General features: G+C 43.9%; 18 protein-coding genes and 1 riboswitch. Of the genes, 6 read left to right on the top strand and 12 right to left on the bottom strand.

The window, feature by feature from the left end:
* Positions 1-74: 74 nt before the first annotated feature.
* The 3 genes from hemC to INT03_RS07375 form a co-directional block, all read right to left on the bottom strand.
* Positions 75-1,109, bottom strand: coding sequence for a hydroxymethylbilane synthase (gene hemC / locus INT03_RS07385; RefSeq protein ID WP_193008431.1), 1,035 nt, complete (start codon positions 1,107-1,109; stop codon positions 75-77).
* Between the two features lie 195 nt (positions 1,110-1,304).
* Positions 1,305-2,042, bottom strand: coding sequence for a LytR/AlgR family response regulator transcription factor (locus INT03_RS07380; RefSeq protein ID WP_193008430.1), 738 nt, complete (start codon positions 2,040-2,042; stop codon positions 1,305-1,307).
* Between the two features lie 349 nt (positions 2,043-2,391).
* Positions 2,392-3,543 carry a histidine kinase gene (locus tag INT03_RS07375; protein ID WP_193008429.1) on the bottom strand — a complete coding sequence of 384 codons (1,152 nt, stop codon included), beginning with the start codon at positions 3,541-3,543 and terminating at the stop codon, positions 2,392-2,394.
* A gap of 125 nt (positions 3,544-3,668) precedes the next feature.
* On the opposite strand from INT03_RS07375, the gene argH reads away from it, so the two are divergent.
* Both argH and INT03_RS07365 read left to right on the top strand, forming a co-directional pair.
* Complete coding sequence (argH, locus tag INT03_RS07370; RefSeq protein WP_193008494.1) at positions 3,669-5,042, top strand: argininosuccinate lyase; 1,374 nt, start codon at positions 3,669-3,671, stop codon at positions 5,040-5,042.
* 306 nt (positions 5,043-5,348) lie between these two features.
* A complete protein-coding gene (locus INT03_RS07365) occupies positions 5,349-5,639 on the top strand; it encodes an oxidative damage protection protein (protein WP_060490196.1) in 291 nt (96 codons plus the stop codon).
* A gap of 89 nt (positions 5,640-5,728) precedes the next feature.
* On the opposite strand, the gene phoU is transcribed toward INT03_RS07365, so the two are convergent.
* The 5 genes from phoU to pstS all read right to left on the bottom strand — a co-directional run bounded on the left by phoU (position 5,729) and on the right by pstS (position 10,989).
* Complete coding sequence (phoU, locus tag INT03_RS07360) at positions 5,729-6,535, bottom strand: phosphate signaling complex protein PhoU (RefSeq protein ID WP_226950280.1); 807 nt, start codon at positions 6,533-6,535, stop codon at positions 5,729-5,731.
* Between the two features lie 119 nt (positions 6,536-6,654).
* Positions 6,655-7,581, bottom strand: coding sequence for a phosphate ABC transporter ATP-binding protein PstB (gene pstB / locus INT03_RS07355; RefSeq protein WP_087814967.1), 927 nt, complete (start codon positions 7,579-7,581; stop codon positions 6,655-6,657).
* Positions 7,582-7,678: 97 nt separating this feature from the next.
* Positions 7,679-8,584 (bottom strand): phosphate ABC transporter permease PstA, encoded by a 906-nt coding sequence (pstA, locus tag INT03_RS07350; protein WP_109590613.1) that lies wholly within the window; start codon positions 8,582-8,584, stop codon positions 7,679-7,681.
* Between the two features lie 91 nt (positions 8,585-8,675).
* Positions 8,676-9,629, bottom strand: coding sequence for a phosphate ABC transporter permease subunit PstC (gene pstC, locus INT03_RS07345; RefSeq protein ID WP_193008428.1), 954 nt, complete (start codon positions 9,627-9,629; stop codon positions 8,676-8,678).
* Between the two features lie 196 nt (positions 9,630-9,825).
* Positions 9,826-10,989, bottom strand: coding sequence for a phosphate ABC transporter substrate-binding protein PstS (gene pstS, locus INT03_RS07340; RefSeq protein ID WP_193008427.1), 1,164 nt, complete (start codon positions 10,987-10,989; stop codon positions 9,826-9,828).
* A gap of 292 nt (positions 10,990-11,281) precedes the next feature.
* A riboswitch (TPP riboswitch) is annotated at positions 11,282-11,426 on the top strand.
* Positions 11,427-11,675: 249 nt separating this feature from the next.
* Between pstS and thiC the strand changes: the two genes are divergently transcribed.
* On the top strand, positions 11,676-13,562 hold the full coding sequence (gene thiC, locus INT03_RS07335; protein ID WP_226950279.1) for a phosphomethylpyrimidine synthase ThiC: 1,887 nt from the start codon (positions 11,676-11,678) through the stop codon (positions 13,560-13,562).
* A 179-nt stretch (positions 13,563-13,741) separates the two neighbouring features.
* Here thiC and INT03_RS07330 read toward each other — a convergent pair whose 3' ends face one another.
* The 3 genes from INT03_RS07330 to INT03_RS07320 form a co-directional block, all read right to left on the bottom strand.
* Positions 13,742-15,070: a hypothetical protein gene (locus tag INT03_RS07330; RefSeq protein WP_193008426.1), complete on the bottom strand. Its 1,329-nt coding sequence runs from the start codon at positions 15,068-15,070 to the stop codon at positions 13,742-13,744.
* Positions 15,071-15,256: 186 nt separating this feature from the next.
* Positions 15,257-16,159 (bottom strand): fructose bisphosphate aldolase, encoded by a 903-nt coding sequence (locus INT03_RS07325; RefSeq protein WP_193008425.1) that lies wholly within the window; start codon positions 16,157-16,159, stop codon positions 15,257-15,259.
* A gap of 192 nt (positions 16,160-16,351) precedes the next feature.
* Positions 16,352-17,200: an EamA/RhaT family transporter gene (locus INT03_RS07320; RefSeq protein ID WP_193008424.1), complete on the bottom strand. Its 849-nt coding sequence runs from the start codon at positions 17,198-17,200 to the stop codon at positions 16,352-16,354.
* A 318-nt stretch (positions 17,201-17,518) separates the two neighbouring features.
* Between INT03_RS07320 and INT03_RS07315 the strand changes: the two genes are divergently transcribed.
* Genes INT03_RS07315 through INT03_RS07305 form a run of 3 tightly spaced genes read left to right on the top strand, consistent with a single transcriptional unit; the run spans position 17,519 to position 21,030 of the window.
* Positions 17,519-19,426 (top strand): ABC transporter ATP-binding protein, encoded by a 1,908-nt coding sequence (locus INT03_RS07315; RefSeq protein ID WP_193008423.1) that lies wholly within the window; start codon positions 17,519-17,521, stop codon positions 19,424-19,426.
* A 51-nt stretch (positions 19,427-19,477) separates the two neighbouring features.
* Positions 19,478-20,380, top strand: coding sequence for an alpha/beta fold hydrolase (locus INT03_RS07310; protein ID WP_193008422.1), 903 nt, complete (start codon positions 19,478-19,480; stop codon positions 20,378-20,380).
* Between the two features lie 17 nt (positions 20,381-20,397).
* Positions 20,398-21,030, top strand: coding sequence for an alpha-ketoglutarate-dependent dioxygenase AlkB family protein (locus tag INT03_RS07305; protein ID WP_193008421.1), 633 nt, complete (start codon positions 20,398-20,400; stop codon positions 21,028-21,030).
* Between the two features lie 189 nt (positions 21,031-21,219).
* Here the strand turns inward: INT03_RS07305 and INT03_RS07300 are convergent, their stop codons facing one another.
* The gene (locus INT03_RS07300) at positions 21,220-22,224 is read right to left on the bottom strand and encodes an NADP-dependent oxidoreductase (protein ID WP_193008420.1); all 1,005 of its coding nucleotides are present in this window, start codon (positions 22,222-22,224) and stop codon (positions 21,220-21,222) included.
* Between the last annotated feature and the right edge of the window lie 85 nt (positions 22,225-22,309).

Raw genomic sequence — 22,309 nt, 5'->3', positions numbered from 1 at the left:
TAGAATTGGCTTAACGATAGCCCTAGCATCAATAATACTGGGGCTATGACTAAGATAATCAAAATACTGGCGTGTTATTCAGGATGATAAATCGCGGATAAGATATCACCCGCGCCATCGGCAAGCAGTATATTGGCAACATCAATACCGAGCTGATTGGCCTGTACTTCTTGCTCGGCTTGTGTGCCGATCAACGTGACGCGTTTTTCTGCTTTTAGCAGCGCGCTGCCATCAGCTTGACCCACTCGACCACGTAGCCACAACACATTGCCGTTGTCGTTATTGCCATTGTCGCCGTTATCATCATTATTGCTGCTTGTTTCATCAGCCATTTGTAGCACGGCATAAGCAGCAATGGGTACTTGGCAGCCACCCTCTAAGTGACGGTTTAGCGCGCGCTCAGCAATAAGGCGAATACGGGCTTTATCGTCATTCAGTGGTGCCAATAATTTTAACACCTCATCATCACCTTCACGGCATTCGATCGCCAAGGCGCCTTGACCAACCGCAGGCAAGCAAGCATTGATATCAAGCTCGCCGCGTATACGCTCATCCAGCTCGATACGCTGCAAGCCACTGGTCGCTAAAATAATTGCATCATACTCGCCAGCATCTAGCTTGCCCAGACGTGTACCGACGTTACCGCGTAAGGTTTTGATTTGTAGGTCTGGGCGATAGGCTTTAAGCTGACACTGACGACGCAAACTTGACGTGCCAACGACTGCCCCTTGTGGCAATTCATCAATACTATTATAGGTGTTAGACACAAAAGCATCAGTCGGTGAGGCGCGTTTGCAATAGACACCCAGCATCAAGCCTTCTGGAAGCTGCATCGGCACGTCCTTTAATGAATGCACCGCGATGTCCGCTTGTTTGTCATATAGCGCTTGCTCAAGCTCTTTGACAAACAAACCTTTACCGCCAATTTTAGCCAACGGGGTGTCCAAAATCTTGTCACCCTTAGTGACAATTTTTAGCAAGTTAATCGTCATCTCAGGATACAGCTCTAGCAAACGAGCACGGATATGCTCAGCTTGCCATAGTGCCAAAGGGCTCTGACGCGTGGCGATGTTCAAGGTAGTCAAAGCAGATTGCTGCGGATTGCTCATAAAGGGCCTCAATAAATTCGATACTGTTCACGTCAGTACTATGCATGTCAGTATTAAGCAATACTGCAAATTTTCCACAAAAAATGGGCAATATAAACCATATATAGTCAATGCTGACGCAAAAAAATACCCCTATTTAAGCATAAATAAGGGTTTGATGATATGGGATGATTATTTCACTATTAAAACAGTAAGTTACATGCTTTGAATCTTGTCACGCAACGCTGGTAAGTGACGACGGCTAACTGCTAGCGTCTCATCAATGCCTTTAAAGCGTATCTGATATTGTCCTGCATCCAACGTTTCTAAAAAGTCCAAAAAGCTAAGATTGATGATGCCATTGCGGTGCACCCGAAAGAGCCGATCGTCAAACTCTTGCTCAAGCTCTTTTAACGTTTCATCAATCAGTACAATGCCATCTTTATGACGGACTTTGACGTACTTTTGATCGGCTGTAAAATAGTAGATATCTTTGAGTTTAATGAGCTCAACACCTCGGTGGGTACGAGCAGCGATATGCTCACGTACTGGCCGCGCTGTTGGGTCTTCAAGTTTACGAATCTCATTTAACTGCGCCGCGTTTAAATTTTTCGCTTTATCTAGTGACTCTAGCAACTCATCTTTATTGGCCGGCTTTAATAAATAGCCAATCGCATTGGCTTTTAGCGCGGCAATGGCATAATGGTCGTAAGCGGTGACAAATATAATAGCGGGCGGATGCTCAAGCTTAGCAAGCTCTTGAGCGCAGTGCACCCCATCCATCTCAGGCATACGAATATCTAATAATATAATATCTGGCTGCTGAGTTTTGACCGCGATAATAGCTGCTGCACCCGTGGTTGCTTGGGCAACTACTTGATGACCTGACTCCTGTACAATTCTAACCAAACGCTCACGTGCTAGTGGCTCATCATCACAAACTACGATACGCATGCAAACTCCCATCCCAGGATAAACTTAGGTTTTTTTTCAATGGCCTTACAAACATATTAGCACTCATTACCAATCACTTAGCATAAAAACATTTAATTATTTCATAGAACAATAGCTGACTATATTAACGCTGATAGCCGCCAATATTGCCCAACTATTAACAGATTTCATGTGAGCCACTATTCTGAATTGAATTTTATTGCGGCTCATTTATCGATAATACTTTTCATGGTGAATCATGGCTAAATACAAAGTAAAACAACTTGTTAGCTATAGAAAATGGCGCAATAACTATGCCAAACCTATTGATTTAACAATAAAATAAAAAATTATGCCTCAAAAAAAGCGGTCATAAACTAACATCTTGAAGAGGATAGTCGATGACAGTAATAATCTGGCTACTGGTAACGGTATTTTTAATATCTGCATTTTGACCAAAATAAGCCCGTAAACGGTCTGCTTGAATATAAAAATTCATGTGTTGACGTAAATCATGATCAATAATGAACGTTTTTTTAGGAAGCTCGACACTAATCATAATTGCAACCCGATGCTGCTGCCAAGTGACTTTAATATTGATATAAATGGTTTCAGTGGTCATCTCCACCACATTCAGCAGCATTTTTTCTAGCACGCTCTGTAAGGTCAAGGCGGTGATGACCATGTCATACATGACATCTTCGTCAGGTAATTGCCAACTCACTTCGAGCTTATCCGCTAAACGGCTAGACTCAATCGCTAGATAATGCTCACAAAGAGCGATCTCTTCTTCAAAGCTAATCTCTCGTGCCCCATTGAAACTGGCACGGAATAAGGCAGAAACGTGCTGTAATAAAGCAGAAGCTCTTGCTGGATTGGACTCTATCAGTGACACAAGGGTATTAATGGTATTAAAGAAAAAATGCGGAGCGATTCGTGCTTTGATCACATCATTTTGTGCACTCAATTTCTGCTCAAACGATTGTTTGAGCGCATTCGTCTCGCGATAACGGCGTAAAAAATACAGTAAGAACACTAAGGTAAAGCCACCACTAATCACCGCATCAAATAATATATTTAGAATAAAAGTTTGACGATCATATTCAAACCAACCAATGTTAATCATCACCAGCATGACTAAAATCATGGATATGGTAGATGCCACCATGAGTAAGGCAAGCACATACATGCTGGCTTTAGGTATGCTCATGCCCTTAAAAATGGGGCGCAAATAATCAATGATGTATAAGGAAGGAATAATACTCAAGGTGTTTTGCAGGACTCTGCTAAACAGCTGAATCAAAAAATCTGACCACGTGGCAATATCATAGCGATTTATTACCGTGACGAATAGTGACCAAAAAAAGATATAAATGAACCACTGCCAAGGCTTCATGACTTCCATGAGCTTGGGAATAAAAAACTCTAAGCGCTCCGCTAGTAAGGCAACCTCATCCTTTGCTATACTTGAGCTCTTATTCTGCTGACTTGTCTTGTACCGATATGAACGCCAATTCTTCAAAACCTAGTAGTCCCGAATCAAATGTAAACCCATCTGTCTCTGATTCTAGCACAGATGCTCCGATAACAAATAACGCTGCACAAAACAACCCTGTAAGCAGTCCTTCAAACAGCCAAGGTCAGCAGATGTGGGGCGGACGCTTCAGTGAAGCGACGGACAGCTTTGTCGCTGCCTTCACCGCCTCTGTTGGCTTTGATCAACGCTTTGCGCGTCACGATATTCAAGGCTCAATCGCCCACGCGACCATGCTTAAAGAATGTGACATTTTGACCGCTGACGAAGTAGCCACCATTATTGATGGTCTGCATCAGGTAATGCGCGAGATTGAGGCTGGCGAGTTTAACTGGTCAATCGCGCTAGAAGACGTGCACATGAATGTTGAGTCGCGCTTGACTGACATCATCGGCGCTGTTGGTAAAAAACTGCATACGGGTCGTAGCCGTAACGATCAGGTTGCCACCGATATTCGTCTTTGGCTACGCGAAGAGACTGATAATATCATTGCCTTATTAGTACGCTTGCAAAGTGGTTTGCTTGATTTGGCTGAGCAGCATACTGACACTATTATGCCCGGCTTTACGCATTTACAAACGGCGCAGCCAGTGAGCTTTGGTCATCACGTCATGGCATGGTTTGAGATGTTATATCGCGATACCGAACGTCTGGTCGATGCGCGCCGCCGTATCAATCAGATGCCACTTGGTAGTGCTGCCCTTGCTGGCACGACATTCCCCATCGATCGTACCATTACTGCTGAGTTGTTAGGTTTCGAAGGTATTTGCCAAAACTCGCTTGATGCCGTCTCAGATCGTGACTTCGCGATTGAATTCACTTCTGCCGCTTCTATCTTGATGATGCATATGTCACGGATGAGCGAAGAGATTATCCTATGGATGTCAGCGCAGTTTAACTTTGTACAAATCCCTGATCGCTTTTGTACTGGTTCATCGATCATGCCGCAAAAGAAAAATCCTGATGTACCAGAGTTGGTCCGCGGTAAAGCAGCACGTGTCTTTGGTCAACTGATGACGTTATTAAGCCTAATGAAGAGCCAGCCACTGGCTTATAACAAAGACAACCAAGAAGACAAAGAACCACTGTTTGATTGCGTCGATACGCTTACCGGCTGTTTATTGGCTTTTGCTGATATGCTACCGAATATCACCCCGAATAAAGAAAACATGCGCGCCGCTACGATGAAAGGCTATGCGACTGCGACTGATCTTGCAGATTATCTGGTACGCCAAGGTGTTGCATTCCGTGATGCTCATGAAGTGGTGGGTAATGCCGTTGCTTTGGGTATTGCCGAGGGCGTTGATTTAAGCGATTTATCACTGGCACAGCTCAAACAATTTAGCGATGCTATCGGTGATGATGTATTTGACTATCTAACGTTAGAAGGCTCATTAGCAGCTCGTGACCATCTGGGTGGTACAGCGCCAAATCAAGTTAAGCAAGCCGTTGCTCGCGGTCGCAGCCGTTTAGAAGTATTCGCGTAAAAGCGCATTGTTGACCTGACAGCTTCTACCATAAAAAACACCCGCCCCTGCTGCGGGTGTTTTTGATACCATGATGAGGTAAAGTAAATTCAGCTAATAATATTTAAGTCACTTATGCTGAATAAGTGCTAACTAATACCATTCACAGAAATTAGAGTAGCAAGGAAAACGAGTGAAAGTACTACGCCTTGTAGGCTAAGCGAGTTTGACACAGCCAATCTTACTTTTTGGGTTTGGTATAACTATTCTCATGAGTGATTCAATAGCATATTTTTATAATAACTAAACCCTAATAAGGAGTGCCTTATGACTGAGACTTTTAATCCTCAAGCCAATACGGTATTTTGCCGTAAGTATCAGCAAGAATTGCCCAAAATGCCGCATCCGCCTTTTCCTAATAAAAAAGGTCAGGAGCTACAGGAAACCGTATCTGAAAAAGCGTGGAAAGAATGGCTTGAACAGCAAACGATGCTGATTAATGAAAACCATCTAAGCATGTTGGATCCTGCTGCCAAAAAATTCCTCACCGAACAACGTGATAAATTTTTAGATAATGAAGATTATGAACGTGCACAAGGTTGGACGCCAGAGAGCTAGTTATTTTTTATTATTGCCACAATATAAAAAACGCGCTATTTAATATAGCGCGTTTTTTTGGATGTAAAATTAACGATGAACTGTTTTTTTCAGCCCTCATCACCGTTTAAGTCTACAAAATCCGTGGCTGAATTGACGGCAGGTTTAGTGGCAGACAGGGTGCTTACTTGGCGCGCCGCCATACGGTCATTGGCTTCTTGCACGGCTTTTTCGACCAGCGCATAGTCGGAATGACGCACATCTTGCCCACTAATATAGTTAATCACCAGTTCTGCAATATTTTGTGCATGATCGCCCACCCGCTCAAGCGCGCGCAATACCCACATAATATTGATGACTTTTGAGACGTGCCGTGAATCTTCCATAATATAGGTCATCAAAGCACGGATGGCTGACTGATACTCATCATTGACCATGCTATCGTTACGCATGACCTCAAACGCTTGCTCAGCATTCGATTGGCTAAATGCCTCTAGCGCATTGTGCAGCATCAAACGAACCTGATTGCTGAGATGTTGAACTTCTGCATAGCCATACGACAGTTTACCTTGTGCCGCAATTTTTTTGGCCATCTGAGCGATTTTGACAGCTTCATCACCGATGCGTTCTAAATCAACCACGCCTTTACTGATGGACATGACCAAGCGTAAATCGCTGGCGGCGGGCTGGCGTTTGGCGACCAATAGCAAGATATGCTCATCCAACTCAACTTCCATTCGATTGATATCAAAGTCCATATCAATCACCTCTTGCGCCAGTGTCTCATTTTTATCGATAAGCGCATGGATCGCTTTCGCCACTTGGTTGGCCGCGCTATCACCCATGTATAGAAATAGACGGATAGCTTCATCAAGGTCTTGGTCAAAACTTTTGGAGATATGCTTATCGCTTTGCATAAGAGGTATTCCCTAAAATCCATATTTTGGTAGCGCGGTGTGGCTGTTGAGTCGAACAGATTGGCTCACGATATCTTATTGAACGTATCGAGCACGTCGTCCTTGCTCAGACCGCGATGTTAGCCATAACGACCCGTAATATAGTCTTCCGTCGCGGTTTGGGCAGGCTTGGTAAATATCTGGTCGGTCTCGCCCATCTCAATCATATCGCCTAAGTACATATAGACGGTGTAATCTGACACCCGTGCAGCCTGTTGCATGTTATGCGTAACAATGGCAATGGTGTAATCCTGTTTTAAGTCTTCAATCAAATCTTCGATAGCACCTGTCGAGATAGGGTCAAGCGCTGATGTCGGCTCATCAAGCAGCAATACTTCAGGCTTGGTCGCGACGCTACGCGCAATACACAAACGTTGCTGCTGACCGCCTGACAACGAAAGCCCTGATGCTTTTAGCTTGTCTTTCACTTCTGGCCATAATGCGGATTTTTTGAGTGCCCACTCTACCCGATTGTCCAGCTCAGCCTTGCTCAACTTTTCATAAAGGCGTACTCCAAAGGCGACATTGTCATAGATTGACATCGGGAATGGGGTTGGCTTCTGAAAAACCATACCGACTTGGGCGCGTAGCAAATTGACATCGACATCTTTGCCCAAGATATTGTTGCCATCAAGATTAATATTGCCTTCTGCCCGCATACCCGGATATAAGTCATACATCCGATTAAAGGTACGTAATAGCGTCGATTTGCCGCAACCTGAAGGACCAATGAAAGCAGTGACTTTTTTATCAGGAATATCGATATTGATGTTTTTTAGCGCCTGAAAGTCACCATAATAAAAATTCAGATCCCGAATTTGCATTTTTGCTGCAGGCATGTTTTTGGGAATATCATGAAGCGTCTGTTTGGTTAGGCTGGCAATATCTGGCTGCTCCATTTGTGCTGCCGTCGACATCGGTCTGTTTAATAAACTGTCTGTTGTTGGATTAAATTTATCTGCCGCATTGAATTTATCGACAGGCTTTTTTGTACGGATTTTGCTCATGACGTCATTCATAATATGTTCCAATCCAGCTCAATGAATATAAATGGAAGTAAATGCTCGAGGTAATCTAGGACAAGCCTTAATTTACCATCAGCCTTTATTTAGCCTGACCTCTACTACCGATGAACCTTGCCAAAATGTTTAATACCAAGACAGAGGTCGTGATTAGCAACGCTGCCGCCCACGCTAAGGTATGCCAGTTATCATAAGGACTCATCGCAAACTGATAGATGGTATTGGGTAAGTTGGCAATAGGCTGGCCCATATCGGTACTGAAATATTGGTTGTTAAGCGCCGTAAATAGCAACGGTGCTGTCTCACCAGTGATTCGAGCAAATGCCAGTAACACCCCAGTGGTCAGTCCTGCTCTCGCTGCCTTAATCGTTACTTGAGTCACCATTTTCCACTTGGGTGTGCCAAGTGCGTAAGCCGCTTCACGAATGCTATTAGGAACCAGATTGAGCATATTCTCAGTGGTACGCACGACCACAGGAATAACGATTAATGCTAATGCTAACGCGCCTGCCCAACCAGAGAAACTTTGACCTTTTACCATCAATGCATAAATAAAGAGACCGATGACAATCGAGGGTGCGGATAACAAAATATCATTTAAGAAACGCGTTACCTTGCCAAGCATACTGCCCTGAGCGAACTCGGATAAATAAATACCGGTCATAAGACCAATAGGCGCACCGATGAACAATCCTGAAAACGCAAGCATTACTGAACCGACAATGGCGTTACGCAGCCCGCCCGCACTCATCGGTGGCGGTGTATCAGCAGTAAAAATAGGCAGCTGCACAATACCTTGAAAGCCTTCAACAAAGAGCGTCAACAATATCCAAAACAACCAAAATAGTCCAAAAACCATCGCCGACATGGCAAAGCCTAGACCTAACTTGTTGGTCAAACGGCGCTTGTTATAAAGACTTTGGTTGTAGCGGCTAGCGCTGTTTGGCTGAGTCGGTAGTGGTGCATTGATCGCATTGTTAGCAGCCATACTATTTATTTCCCATATCTTTTATCAATATCTATCAATGTTTATTGATGTCCAATAAATCCGTAAAAGACCTATCGAGATTGTCAAACGACTACCGATTGCCTGCCTTGTGATCCATGCGCATGAGCATGAGTTTTGCTAGAGATAGCACAATGAAGGTGATGACAAATAAGATTAAGCCTAAATGTAATAAGGAAGCCAAATGTAGCTCACTCGACGCTTCGGCAAACTCGTTAGCCAATGCTGAGGTAATGGTGACACCAGAGGTAAATAAACTCGGACTGATGTTAAAGGCATTACCAATCAAGAAAGTCACTGCCATCGTCTCACCCAATGCCCGACCCAGTCCTAAGATCACACCACCAACCACGCCAGCTTTGGTATACGGCAAAATGATCTTGAACATGACTTCCCACGTCGTTGCGCCCATGCCATAGGCTGATTCTTTAAGCAGGTCTGGCACGACCGAAAAAACATCGCGCATGGTGGCGGCGATAAATGGAATAATCATGATGGCCAGTACCAGCGAGGCGGTAAACATGCCCAATCCCATTGGCGCGCCCGCAAATAGCTTGCCAATGATGGGTAGTGGACCGACGTGTTCAATGAACCAAGGCTGAATGTGATCGCCGAAGAAAGGCGCAAAGACAAACAAACCCCACATACCGTAAATGATAGAGGGGATACCAGCCAATAACTCAATGGCGATACCGAGCGGTTTTTTGAGGAACGTTGGGCACATCTCGGTCAAAAATATGGCAATGCCAAAACTGATTGGTACTGCAATCAAAATCGCGATAAAGGATGTCACCAACGTACCATAGATAGGTGCTAGCGCCCCGTATTCATTGGCGACCGTATCCCAATTATTACTGGTATAAAATCCAAGACCAAATGTTTGAATGCTCGGCCACGCTCCAATGATCAAGGAGACTAAAATGCCGCCCAACGATAAGAGTACTAATATGGCAAAAGCCTTGGTGGCATTCACAAACAATAAGTCATAGCGCTTTTGTTTAGCCAGTTGGGACCTTAAATCATTCATAAGTGTCTCAGCATTAAATAGGATCAAGTCAAAATAGTAGAAGCATTCATTCGGTTTTATCACAACAAACTTGTCATCAAATTTGCTGTGATAAAACCTCTCAAATAACTACCGGAGAATAGTTATTCGAGAGGATAACTCGAAAGGTACTAGTAAGGCACTGACAAGGTATTAAAGAATATTTAGCAGAAACAGATTACTGAGCAGGCTTATAAACAGGCTGTCCATCACTGCCCTTCACTTCATTCCATTTATCTTTGAATAATGCAACTGCTGCATCAGAGAATGGTACGTAATCGAGTGCCATGGCATCATCGTCGCCTTGGGTATAAGCCCAATCAAAGAAGTTCAACACGCCAGCCACTTGCTGAGGATTCTCTGGTTGCTTATGTACTAGGATAAAGGTCGCAGCAGCGATCGGCCATGCTTGCTCAGTCTCAGAGTTGGTGATGACTTTATAAAAGCCTGCTTGTTTTGACCAGTCGATATCACCTGCCGCAGCAAATGTCTCAGCAGATGGCTGAACGACGTTGCCAGCAGCGTTTTTCAATGCAGTATGTGACATGTTGTTTTGCTTAGCGTAAGCATATTCCACATAACCGATAGAGTTTTTCATACGGTTGACGTAGCTTGAAACCCCTTCGTTACCTTTACCGCCCGCACCAGTCGCAGACGTTGGCCATTTGACTGTTTTATCAACACCAACTGTGTCTTTCCAGTCTGGCGAGACTTTGGCAAGATAATCCGTAAAGTTAAACGTTGTCCCTGAACCGTCTGAGCGGAATACTGTCGTAATAGCGGCATCAGGCAAGGTCAAATCTGGGTTCATGGCTTTGATAGCAGGGTCATTCCAATTACTGATTTTACCCAAATAGATGTCTGCCAACATTGCACCGTCTAATTTCAACGCGCCCGGCTCAACACCATCGATGTTGACGATTGGCACGACGCCACCGATAACCGTCGGAAACTGAATCAAGCCTGCTGCGTCTAGCTCTTCAGGCGTCATCGGCGCGTCAGACGCCCCAAAATCGACTGTCTTTGATTCGATTTGTTTGATACCACCAGAAGAGCCAATCGACTGGTAATTGACTTGACCACCGGTAGCAGCGTTATAGTCGTAAGACCATTTAGCATAGATAGGCTGCGGGAACGATGCCCCTGCACCCGTGATATTCATAGCGATATTCTCAGCAGATTTAAAACCTGCTGCAGAAGCAGATGCTGTCTGAGTAGTTGCTTCAGTGGTGGTGACAGCGCTACTGCTATCCGCAGCTGGCTCTGTCGTTTCAGTCGATTTATTACATGCCGTAAGCACTAATGTACAACTAACGGCCACTGCTAATAACGAATAACGCATGTAGGACTCCTAAAGTTTAACAACGATACAAAAAAGCATTGTTTGTGACATGCGTGCTATCTTGCCAAATCTTTATGACAGTTTAATGACAACCTCTGCAATCTTTCATTCGCTTTACATAATATTTAGATAAGCTATCTACAGCTCAGTAATATCAAGTGATTTCAATCACTGGTACTCTAGAGTCGTTCTCATAAAAACATCGAACCTCAAACTCAACGCCTGATATTTTCATCTAAATATCATTAGCCCTCATTGCAGAACTTTGTTAATATTGATGTGATTTACAACACTGACAGACTCGGGGTGCGGTGTATTATCGGCTCGCTTTACTAAACTTGCTTTATTAAAGTAGTTGCCTTTATACATTCGCTGAGAGATCACCCGCCGAACCTGATGCGGTTAGTACCGACGCAGGGAAGTCTTAAGCACTTTGTTATTTATGGCAAAGGACGTGCAGAAATGCCTTTTTAATCCTCATTACTACCTTAGTATGCGTGATGTACTATTAAGTAGTGAAGACTGATATAAAGCTGCGTCCAACGTTTGATGAGCATCATCCGCGACTATGTTTTTTGGTCGTAGGCTAATGCTCATGAGCTGAATTTGTCTGGATCACAGATGCTACCCCCCGCAGCTACTGGCGGTGTTGTTTTTATTCAAAAACCAACACGCTAGGACAGCATATGACAACCTTATTAGCCACTTTTCCTTCTCAAAAACCTTCTAAGACAGACGCGTTAAAGACCCCTGCTCACCGCAGTGCTAGTGATGCTCGTTTCGAAGAAGACGCTCGCGATTTACACCGCATACTCCCCGCCTCCCGTAAAGTCTATATCGAAGGCTCACGTCCTGATATTCAAGTACCCATGCGTGAAATCACCCTTGACCCTACCCCTGTGCAAGGCGTTTCTGAAAACGAATGGAAACAGAACCCACCATTCTATGTTTATGACACATCAGGCGTTTATACCGATCCCAACGTCGAGATTGATTTGACCAAAGGCTTACCAAAGCTGCGTGAAGGCTGGATTGCTGAGCGCGGTGATACCGAGCAATTAAGCGGACTGTCTAGCGCTTACGGAATGGCACGCGCCCGCGATATCAGTACTGCCAATCTACGATTTGCTCATATCGACAAACCACGCCGCGCCAAAGATGTCGCTGGCAACGTCACGCAAATGCATTATGCACGTCGCGGCATCATCACCCCTGAGATGGAATATATCGCCATTCGCGAAACGCAAAAACAGCATGAGCTGACCGATATGCGTCAACATGACGGTGAAAACTTTGGGGCGCATACGCCCACTGTTATTACCCCTGAATTTGTGCGTAGCGAAGTAGCGGCAGGTCGAGCGATTATTCCAAACAACATCAACCATCCAGAATCTGAACCGATGATTATCGGACGCAACTTTTTGGTTAAAATTAACGCCAATATCGGTAATTCAGCGCTCGGTTCTTCTATTGATGAAGAAGTTTCTAAAATGACATGGGCCACACGTTGGGGTGCAGACAACATAATGGATTTATCTACGGGCAATCATATTCACGAAACCCGCGAATGGCTGATTCGTAACTCGCCCGTGCCGATTGGTACCGTCCCTATTTATCAAGCACTCGAAAAAGTCGATGGCGTGGCAGAAGATTTAACGTGGGAGATTTTCCGCGATACGCTCATTGAGCAAGCCGAACAAGGTGTCGATTACTTTACTATTCACGCCGGTGTACTGCTGCGGTATGTGCCGCTAACTGCTGGACGCTTAACGGGCATCGTCTCGCGTGGCGGATCTATCATGGCGCAGTGGTGCATGTTTCATAATAAAGAGAGCTTTTTATATACTCATTTTGAAGATATATGTGAAATCATGAAGCAGTACGATGTGGCGTTTAGTCTAGGCGATGGCTTACGTCCAGGCTGTTTGCAAGATGCCAATGACGAGGCACAATTTGGTGAGCTGCGTACCCTTGGCGAGTTGACCCAAGTGGCTTGGAAGCATGACGTACAGGTCATGATTGAAGGTCCCGGTCACGTAGCAATGAACCGTATTAAAGAAAATATGGACTTGCAGTTAGAAGTTTGTGCCGACGCGCCTTTTTATACCTTAGGACCCTTAACCACCGATATCGCACCCGGTTACGACCATATTACCAGTGCGATTGGTGCGGCGATGATTGGCTGGTTTGGTACTGCTATGCTCTGCTATGTGACCCCAAAAGAGCATTTAGGTCTGCCTAATAAAAAAGATGTTAAAGACGGTATCATCACCTATAAAATCGCTGCTCATGCCGCCGACCTTGCCAAAGGACATCCGGGCGCACAAGCTCGTGATAATGCGTTATCTAAAGCCCGATTTGAATTCCGCTGGGACGACCAGTTCAATCTGGCGCTCGACCCTGATACCGCCCGTGAGTTCCATGATGAAACCTTGCCTAAAGACGCGCATAAGACGGCGCACTTTTGCTCGATGTGTGGACCTAAGTTTTGCTCAATGAAAATTACTCAAAACGTGCGAGATTATGCGGCAGGACTGGATAAAGATGCCGCTAACCAAAAAGTTATTTCATAAATAGATGACTTAACAGATATGAATCATTTGATTGAAGTGATAAATATATTAGCGAAGGATGTCAGTTATATAGAGAGATGTAGGTAACCTATATAGCAGCGCATCAAAAAAGCTCAAACCTGATAATCAGGTTCGAGCTTTTTTTAAAATAGCTCTTAACATCTTTAAAAATTAAATACTCAATTCAGTGAATATTTTTTCTCAATTTTTCGGATTTCATCAATACCTCCAGATTCTAGCTTAGAAACAATGTAAAACTCTTTGTCACTGCCAAAATTATCTAGGGCATTATTGAGTCCTTTTATGTACTCATAAAACTCTGCGTAAGAATAAACTTCCTCATTATAGCGAATATCAGGTTTATCTATATAGAGGTATGCAGAACCTTCGCACTGTGTTACTTCACCTTTGATATTTGTCTCAGCCTCATAGGAGCTTGACGTCAATATTTTGTTGCTGTTGTAACTCATACATACTTTCTGTCCGCCTCTATTCATTGTTTCAAACTTATAACTATCCAGTTTTTGATTTAAGTTGGACTTCAGTTCTGAAAAATCTGTCTCATTTGCTGAAGCATCCAAATTACCCAAAACAACATCTACTTCTGTCAGAGAACTCAGCATAACTTTGTCGTTAGTGCCTCCCATCGCACTGAGTAAACCAATATGGTGAATACCTTTGCGAGATAGTTCATCAATAATTTGCTGTACTGAGCTCGTAGTGCCAAGGACGTCATCACTATAAGCCACGCCAATCCATGCCATTGTCTTCCCCCACGCTATTTCTTGAGTGAGATAGGGTTCAATAGTTACACCCAGAGCTTTCAAAGCCTTACTTTTATCCTCAGGTAAGTTGGCTGCCAGTACTGCCGTATCCTCTTTACAAAAAGTATTGTTGTTCAAATGATTGATAAAATTTGATAAATCCTGAGACTGCATTGATAGCTCTTGCTCACCAAGCGTTAACGCTCGAGAACACGTATAGCGAAGAAACTCAGCTTCACGTTTACCTTTATAGAGCTTGTAGCTATTACTACTGGTGTCTACAAGATTTCCAGATAGCATGTTGAAAATATCAGGTAGACTTGGGTTTTTATCTTGTAGCAAATCTTCAAAAGAGGCCATGGTAGCAAGATTGCCTTTGTTGACAGTCACATAGCTATCGCTTTCAGGGTAAAAAATCCTAGTAGTTTCAATACTGTCAGCATTATATAGGTTTCCAAGGTGAGTCCCAGAAATTGGCAAAACCTTATACATTTTCCCAGTTTCGTTATTTAACCTAGCAGGTGCGCGAATGTACTGATCGACGTCCTCGCCTTCTTCAGCCGCCATTTCGTTAGAAAAGGTGACATCTGGCACCTGTGGTTCAATCTTATCTGGTTTAGTAGTTGGTATGACTGGCGTCTCTGGCGTACCACCACTATTTTTATTACCGCCATCACTACCACCACCGCAGCCATAAAGTGCCAACATAGAAGCCAAAGCCAAACTTAGATAGCGTTTATTCATCAATACATATCCATTTAGGTTAACGGTAGATCAATATAGAAGTGAACTTAATTTCTCTAATAATAAATTGAAAACGATACTAAATCAATACAAATAAACAAAAAAATCCCAACAGATCTTTTATCTGTTGGGATTTTGGTGAGTACAAATTATAGCTTTTAAACTCTATTTGTTGAAATACAGTTGTTAAACTTTCGACGCCTCATAAATCTCTTCGATGGATGTGTTGATAGTATTAGCAAACTCATCATCACTTTGCTGTTTGCTCAATCCTTCGGTAAAGGCACGTGAGAAGCTGGCTATCATACCGGGGTTTTGCTTAAGCTTGGCACAAGCATCGCCACGGCTATAGCCGCCCGATAACGCCACAACTTTTAGCACTTTTGGATGATCGATTAGCTCTTGGTAAAAACCCGCTTCTTCTGGCAAGGTCAGTTTTAGCATCACTTGCTGATCATCAGTCAAACGATCTAGGTTGTGCAAAATGCTGGTCTTTAGTATGACTTCACATTCATGTTTTTTGCTACTGTTGATATCGACTTCAGGCTCTACGATTGGCATCAGACCTTTTGAGAGTATCTGTTTCGCCACATCGAATTGCTGTTGCACGACCAGCTCAATGCCATCGACATTCGGCTCATAAATTACTGAGCGCATTTTGGTACCAAAGACTGGATAGTTTTTGGCTTTATCGAGTAGCAAATCTAAGTTTGGCATCGGACGCATCACTTGGACGCCATTCATTTGCTCAGCCAAACCCTTATCCACTTTTAAAAATGGCACAATATTTTTATCTTCCCATAGATAATTGGCCGTCGGTTTGCCGTTGACCTCACGTTCCATAGTATCTTTGAACAAAATCGCCCCAAGCACACGCTCATTATCAAAAGCATCACAAGTCATGATACGCGCGCGCATCTCATGCACTTGGTCGAACATGGCTTCATCGTTGTCATAATCATCGCCTGTGACACCATAATTCTCTAACGCTTTTGGCGTGCTGCCGCCACTCTGGTCGAGGGCAGCGATAAATCCCGAACCATTTTTAATACGTTGTAGCTGTTTGTTATATTGGTTTTGATATTCCATTGAGAGTGCGTCCTATTATTATTGGTTGAGGTCAAGTGTCACAAAGTAAATCGCTTTTTATTGGCTTATATCAGCCTTACTGTTTGTAGACAACCTTATCATAGGACGCTCTTTGTGCCTATATCTGATAAGTTAACGCGTTGATAAAATAATTATCACCTATCCTATGAGAGAACTCACTAGGCTGAACGTTTATGCTAAAAACAGCACTGCCACACAGCAAATGGCTAATAATAAACCCAAGACATTAATACGGTTAAGCGACTCTTTAAACACACCGACCCCTATCAAGGTTGCCACTGCAATGACACCGACATTCATACCGGTAAAGACGATGCTAGGCGACTCGGACAATAATTGATGCGCACGTACATAAGCATAAATATTGCCCATATTGAGCGCACCTAATAACAATCCTGCTGCGAGCGCATTCCCCTGCCAGCGCACCCGCGTAATCAGCAAATAAATAAACAGCAATAATCCTGCTAAACCAAAACTGACAAATAATGTAAGAGGAAAAGCAGTGCCCTGCTTGGCAACTTGCTTGAACAAGATATCAATAATGCCATAGCCTGCCCAGACGCCAAATAGCCAAAGCGGTGTATGCTTCGCTTGTCTGCTAATCTGACCCTGCTGTGGACGATAAATCAACGCTCCGAGTGCTAGAAAGCCTAATAACAGTCCAAATATTCGCGTGCTGGTCAGTACTTCACCAAACAATAAAAAAGCCGCGACGATAGGAATAATCAATGATAGCCGCTGAGCCGCATCGGTTGCTACTATTCCTACAGATTCAATCGCCCTTCCAAGGACAATAAACACGGCGGGAAGCAGGATACCAAGCGCAATAATAATCGCCCAAGCACCGCCAAGCGCATTCATGCCACTGACGTCTGGCTTCAATAAAAACCACGTCAGCAGAAAAGCCACCGGATAGCCTGCGGCGATGGTCTGCCGTATGTCTATATTTTTCTGTCGTAACACTTTTAGCAATACTGAAACGGCGACACTACAAAGCACCGCTATCGTCAAATATATCATGAGCTATTACCTTGTTAAACTGCCACTTTACGGGGGTATTATTCGCTCATCATTCATATACTGAAGATAAAGCGCGAACTGCCAATGAGGATAAAGCTATAGAATGTAACAAAGTATTTCTTACACAGCAATCTATTTATTGGCTTTTATTCGACTGGTAACAAGTGGCTCTTTAGCGGTCAATTTACAATTAGCATGCAGGTCTGATTGGGAAGTTTGCTAAAATAGTACTCAATCCTAATAACAAAAGTAAAGATTCAAAATAACGAGTAATGTCGTTGATTTTGGCGTACTGCTATTGATGTTTTATGACTGCCTATGAATGCTCTATTTCGATTTTTTGAAACTCGCCTCCCTGCCTTTCCTGAAACCCCTATGCCGCTACCTTCACCCCGTGATGGCATGCTAAAGTTCTTGTGGGCGTGTGCCAACGGTTTACGTGGCTGGCTATTGATATTTATGATTTTGTCTGCGGGCATTGGCATCTATGAAGCGATGCTATTTGCTTGGATTGGGAATATCGTTGACTGGCTAGGCGTCTATACACCGCAGAATCTGTGGTTAGAAAAAGGCGATATGCTACTGCTCATGCTAGCTGTCATGATCGTGAGTCCGCTATGGATTGCATTGTCATCATTCATCCATTTTCAGACCTTGCAAGGCGTCTTTCCTATGCAAATGCGCTGGCGCTTTCACCAGCGGATGCTTGGGCAATCGATGCAGTTTTATCAAGATGAATTCTCTGGACGTGTCTCAGCCAAAGTAATGCAAACCGCACTGGCCGTACGTGATACAGTCATGACCGTCACCGACATGTTTATGTATGTCACCGTTTATTTTATTACGTCAGGTGTCATTTTATTTAATCTGGACAGCCTATTATTAATCCCGTTTATCGTTTGGCTGGTCTTGGTTGCGCTGACCATTTGGTACTTTATCCCTAAGCTCAAACAAACTGCCATTGTGCAAGCAGATGCCCGTGCTTTGATGACTGGCCGCATTACCGATGCTTATGCCAATATCATGACCGTCAAGCTGTTTAGTCATTCACGCCGTGAGCTGAGTTATGCCAAAAACGCCATGGGGCAATTTTTAGGTACCGTCCATGCACAGATGCGCTGGGTCAGTTATTTAGAAGTATCAACCCATCTAATCAGTGTGATTTTGGTTAGTGGCACTGCGGCTATTGGCTTATATTTATGGCAACAAGGCGCGGTCGGTGTCGGTGCGATTGCTGCCGCGACAGCCATGGCACTACGTTTGAACGGTTTGACTCGTTGGATCATGTGGCAGACTGCCAGTCTATTTGAAAGTATCGGAACCGTACAAGATGGCATGCGCACCTTATCAGCGCCGCAAAAAATCATTGATAAGCCCAACGCACCCGCTTTGAAAGTCATCGAAGGTCGTATCGTTTTCGATCATGTTGATTTCAGTTATGAGAATGATAGCGATGCGGTCGAAGGCGATAGCTTAGATACAGTGAAAACATCAGCAACGCCTACTACGAAGACTAAACTGCTCGATAACTTTTATTTAGACATTAAACCCGGCGAAAAGATAGGCTTGGTTGGACGCTCAGGTGCTGGTAAATCTACCTTGGTTAATTTATTGCTACGCTTCTTTGATGTTGATAGCGGTAAAATCCTTATCGATGGACAAGCAATTGATGAAGTCACCCAAGAGTCTTTGCGCCAGCAGATAGGTATGGTGACGCAAGATACGTCTTTGCTACATCGGACAGTACGTGAAAATATCGCTTACGGTCGTCCTGATGCAACCGATGAAGAAATTATTACGGCTGCCAAGCAAGCACAAGCATGGGACTTTATCAAAGACTTATATGATGATAAAGGCAATACAGGACTTGATACCCAAGTCGGTGAGCGCGGCGTCAAGCTCTCTGGCGGTCAACGTCAGCGTATCGCCATCTCACGTGTTATGCTAAAAAATGCGCCCATCTTACTATTGGACGAAGCGACCAGCGCCCTTGACTCTGAGATTGAATTTGCCATTACCGAAAGCCTGAATGACATCATGACAGGTAAAACGGTCATTGCGATTGCCCATCGTCTCTCCACCATTGCCGCACTTGATCGATTGGTGGTCATGGATAAAGGTCAAATTATCGAACAAGGCAGCCATGATGAGTTGTTAAATCTACACGGTGTTTATGCTCGCTTGTGGCATCGACAAAGTGGTGGTTTTTTAGGTGAAGACAGCTGAGTACAACCCTTAATTTTCATTAAAAATCAGACACAAGGAGGTGTGTACATTATGAAAGCATTTGCAAAAAATATTAATATTAGTGGAAAACAAGCGCGCTACTATAACCTTAGCCAGCTTACGCCATCGATACAGTCAAGTACTACCTCTCGCGTGTCAGCACACTTTTATGGTGGCAATAGTTTTACCGTTGGTACTTATAGTCCCTTATTAAGTGCGCTGGCAACTGACTTCAAAATCAGCTCGCTTGCGCTTCGTGGCTATTGGTATGACAAGCCGCAGCGCCGTCGTCTTACGCGCGAGCAGGATGCCGAGATACTTATTGAATTTTTAGAAAAAACGCAAGACAAACCCATCGTTGGTATTGGTCATTCGCAAGGAGCCACTGCTACTGCCATCGCTGCAGCCCAGCGCCCAGATCTGTTTTCACAGCTATATTTAATAGAGCCTGTGACCTTTACCAAACCACAAGCCCGACTCTATAATCTATTGCCGCGTAAGCTTCTACTCAGTCGCGAACCGTTTAAAAGCACCCTCACCAAAAAATCTACTTGGGCAAGCATCGATGATTATTATGAGAACTTACGCGCTCAACGTGCTTATAGGCGCATGAGTGATGCGCATTTGCGGGTATTTGCAGAGCAAAGTTTATCCAAAGATACCAATGGCAGTTACACGCTGATATTTGCGCCTGAACAAGAGCTCGCCAACTATTTCGGCGCGCCGCATATCGATACCGCCCTCAAGCAATTGAGCTGTCCTTATACGCTTATCACTGGCAAGCCGACGTTGTTTATCAACCATAAAGTGCGACAACAATGGCAAAAATTCGTCCCTGATGACAGCATCATATCTTTGTTAGATTACGGTCATCTACTGCCGATGGAAGCACCTGAATTATGTGCTCAAGTTATCAATAAGCATTATCATAGTCATAATCATAGTCATAAATAAGCTGAGCCGTCTAAGTGATGACTGACCTTTTTGCGCCTACACCGACTGACAATCTGTTGCCTTACGATGGTCAGGTCAATGACTTAGGAATAGTTATTCTTGAGGCTAACGCTCTGTATAATAATTTACTAACCGAGCTACCTTGGCAGTCTGACATCGTGACGTTGTTTGGTAAAACGCATGTTACCACTCGCCAAATCGTCTGGATGGGTGACCACGATGTCAGTTATCATTACTCTGGACAGACGCGTCGAGCCATTCCATGGACAAAGCAGATGTTGCACGTAAAACGACATATTGAGCAGCAATTATCAAGCAGTGGTATCAACGTTGATTTTAATTCTTGCTTACTTAACCACTATCCCTCTGGTGCTGATGGCATGGGTTATCATGCAGACGATGAAAAAGAGCTGGGCGCGCAGCCGATTATTGCTTCTTTATCGCTCGGTGCTAGGCGAAAATTTGTTTTTAAGCATAAAACTATTAGACAAGAGAATAAGCCCGTCAAAGTTGAGCTATATCTTGAGTCCGGTCAGCTTATCGTTATGCATGGCGATACGCAGGATTTTTGGAAGCATACCATTACAAAAACCAAAACTGTGAAATCAGGTCGCATCAGCCTCACGTTTCGAAAAGTGCTACCGCATTAAATTAATGTAACTTAATATAAGCTAGAGCGCGTCCTCGTTTTGAAAATGGTGATAAAAATGAGATAAACGGTAGCCAAACAAGGAAAATAGCTGATTAATATCGATATTAACCCGTTATTTGACTCGGTTTGGCAAGACTTAACCATTTTTAGCCCACTTAGTCGCATGCCTTCAGATTGAAGACATCTCCTAGCTCACTTTTAAAACAATCTTGCCAAAAGCAGCACCTTTTTGTAGCTCATGATGAGCCGCGACCACTTCAGACAATGGATAGGTTTGCTGAATACGTAGCGTTAGCTTGCCATCAGCAACAAGCTGTAAAACTCGCGCCATATCTTCACCACTACGCTGCGCCTTATAACCTGCTACCTTTAACTGTTTCTGGCTACCCGCTTCTTTGAGTTTATCCACCCAAATCGTTGGTAACACATTGACGCGACCACCAGATTTGAGCACGCTAAGCGCTCGTACCCCTGCTTCATTACCGACCAAATCCAGTAGCACATCTGCCTGTAACTCAGGGAATTCACCATCTTTGGTATAATCAATCCAACCTGTAAGCTGATTGGTATCTATTATTTCATCAAGCTTGGCATATTTCTCTGGTGAGCAAATAACAGTCACCTTGATATTGTTTTTAGCCACTTTATCCATGAGCAGCTGAATCAACAAGTGACCCACGCCGCCTGCTGGCGCGTTTATCACCACATGCTCACCATCTTGAATATCTGCAAACTCTACAAACTGTATCGCCGTCTGTCCAATACAAGGCAGCGCACCTGCTTGCTGTAACGTGACAGAATCCGGTACTTTTGCCAGCATGTCAGCATCGACTGCTACATACTCTGCATAACAGCCACCATGAAAAGTCAGGGCAGCGACCTGTGTACCGATAGTAAACTGCTCACTACGACTATCGACTACAGTGCCTGACATATCAAAGCCCAAAATTGCAGGCTCATTTTTATCAAATTTGTCTTTTTGAATGATATCAGCGCCCCAGCCTTTGCCTTGACGCGTTTTGTAATCGACAGGATTGATACCCGCGTAAGCAACTTTGACCAATACCTGATTGTCTGTTAACACAGGAATGGCCACATCCTCTTGATAGCTCATCACTTCAGGTTCACCAAACTCACGTATGAGTACGGCGTGTTGGGTCGTTGGTAGCGGGTTATGAAAAAGAGTAGACATCGTTATATATCCTTATAGGTATCTATTGCTTTATTTTTGCATTCAATTTTATTTTTAGTGAATAACTTAAGCTTATCTAATAATC

Source organism: Psychrobacter sp. PG1 (assembly GCF_014897815.1).
Taxonomy (GTDB): domain Bacteria; phylum Pseudomonadota; class Gammaproteobacteria; order Pseudomonadales; family Moraxellaceae; genus Psychrobacter.
The sequence above is the reverse complement of the archived record's forward strand: the minus strand, read 5'-3'. Positions and strand labels throughout refer to the sequence as shown.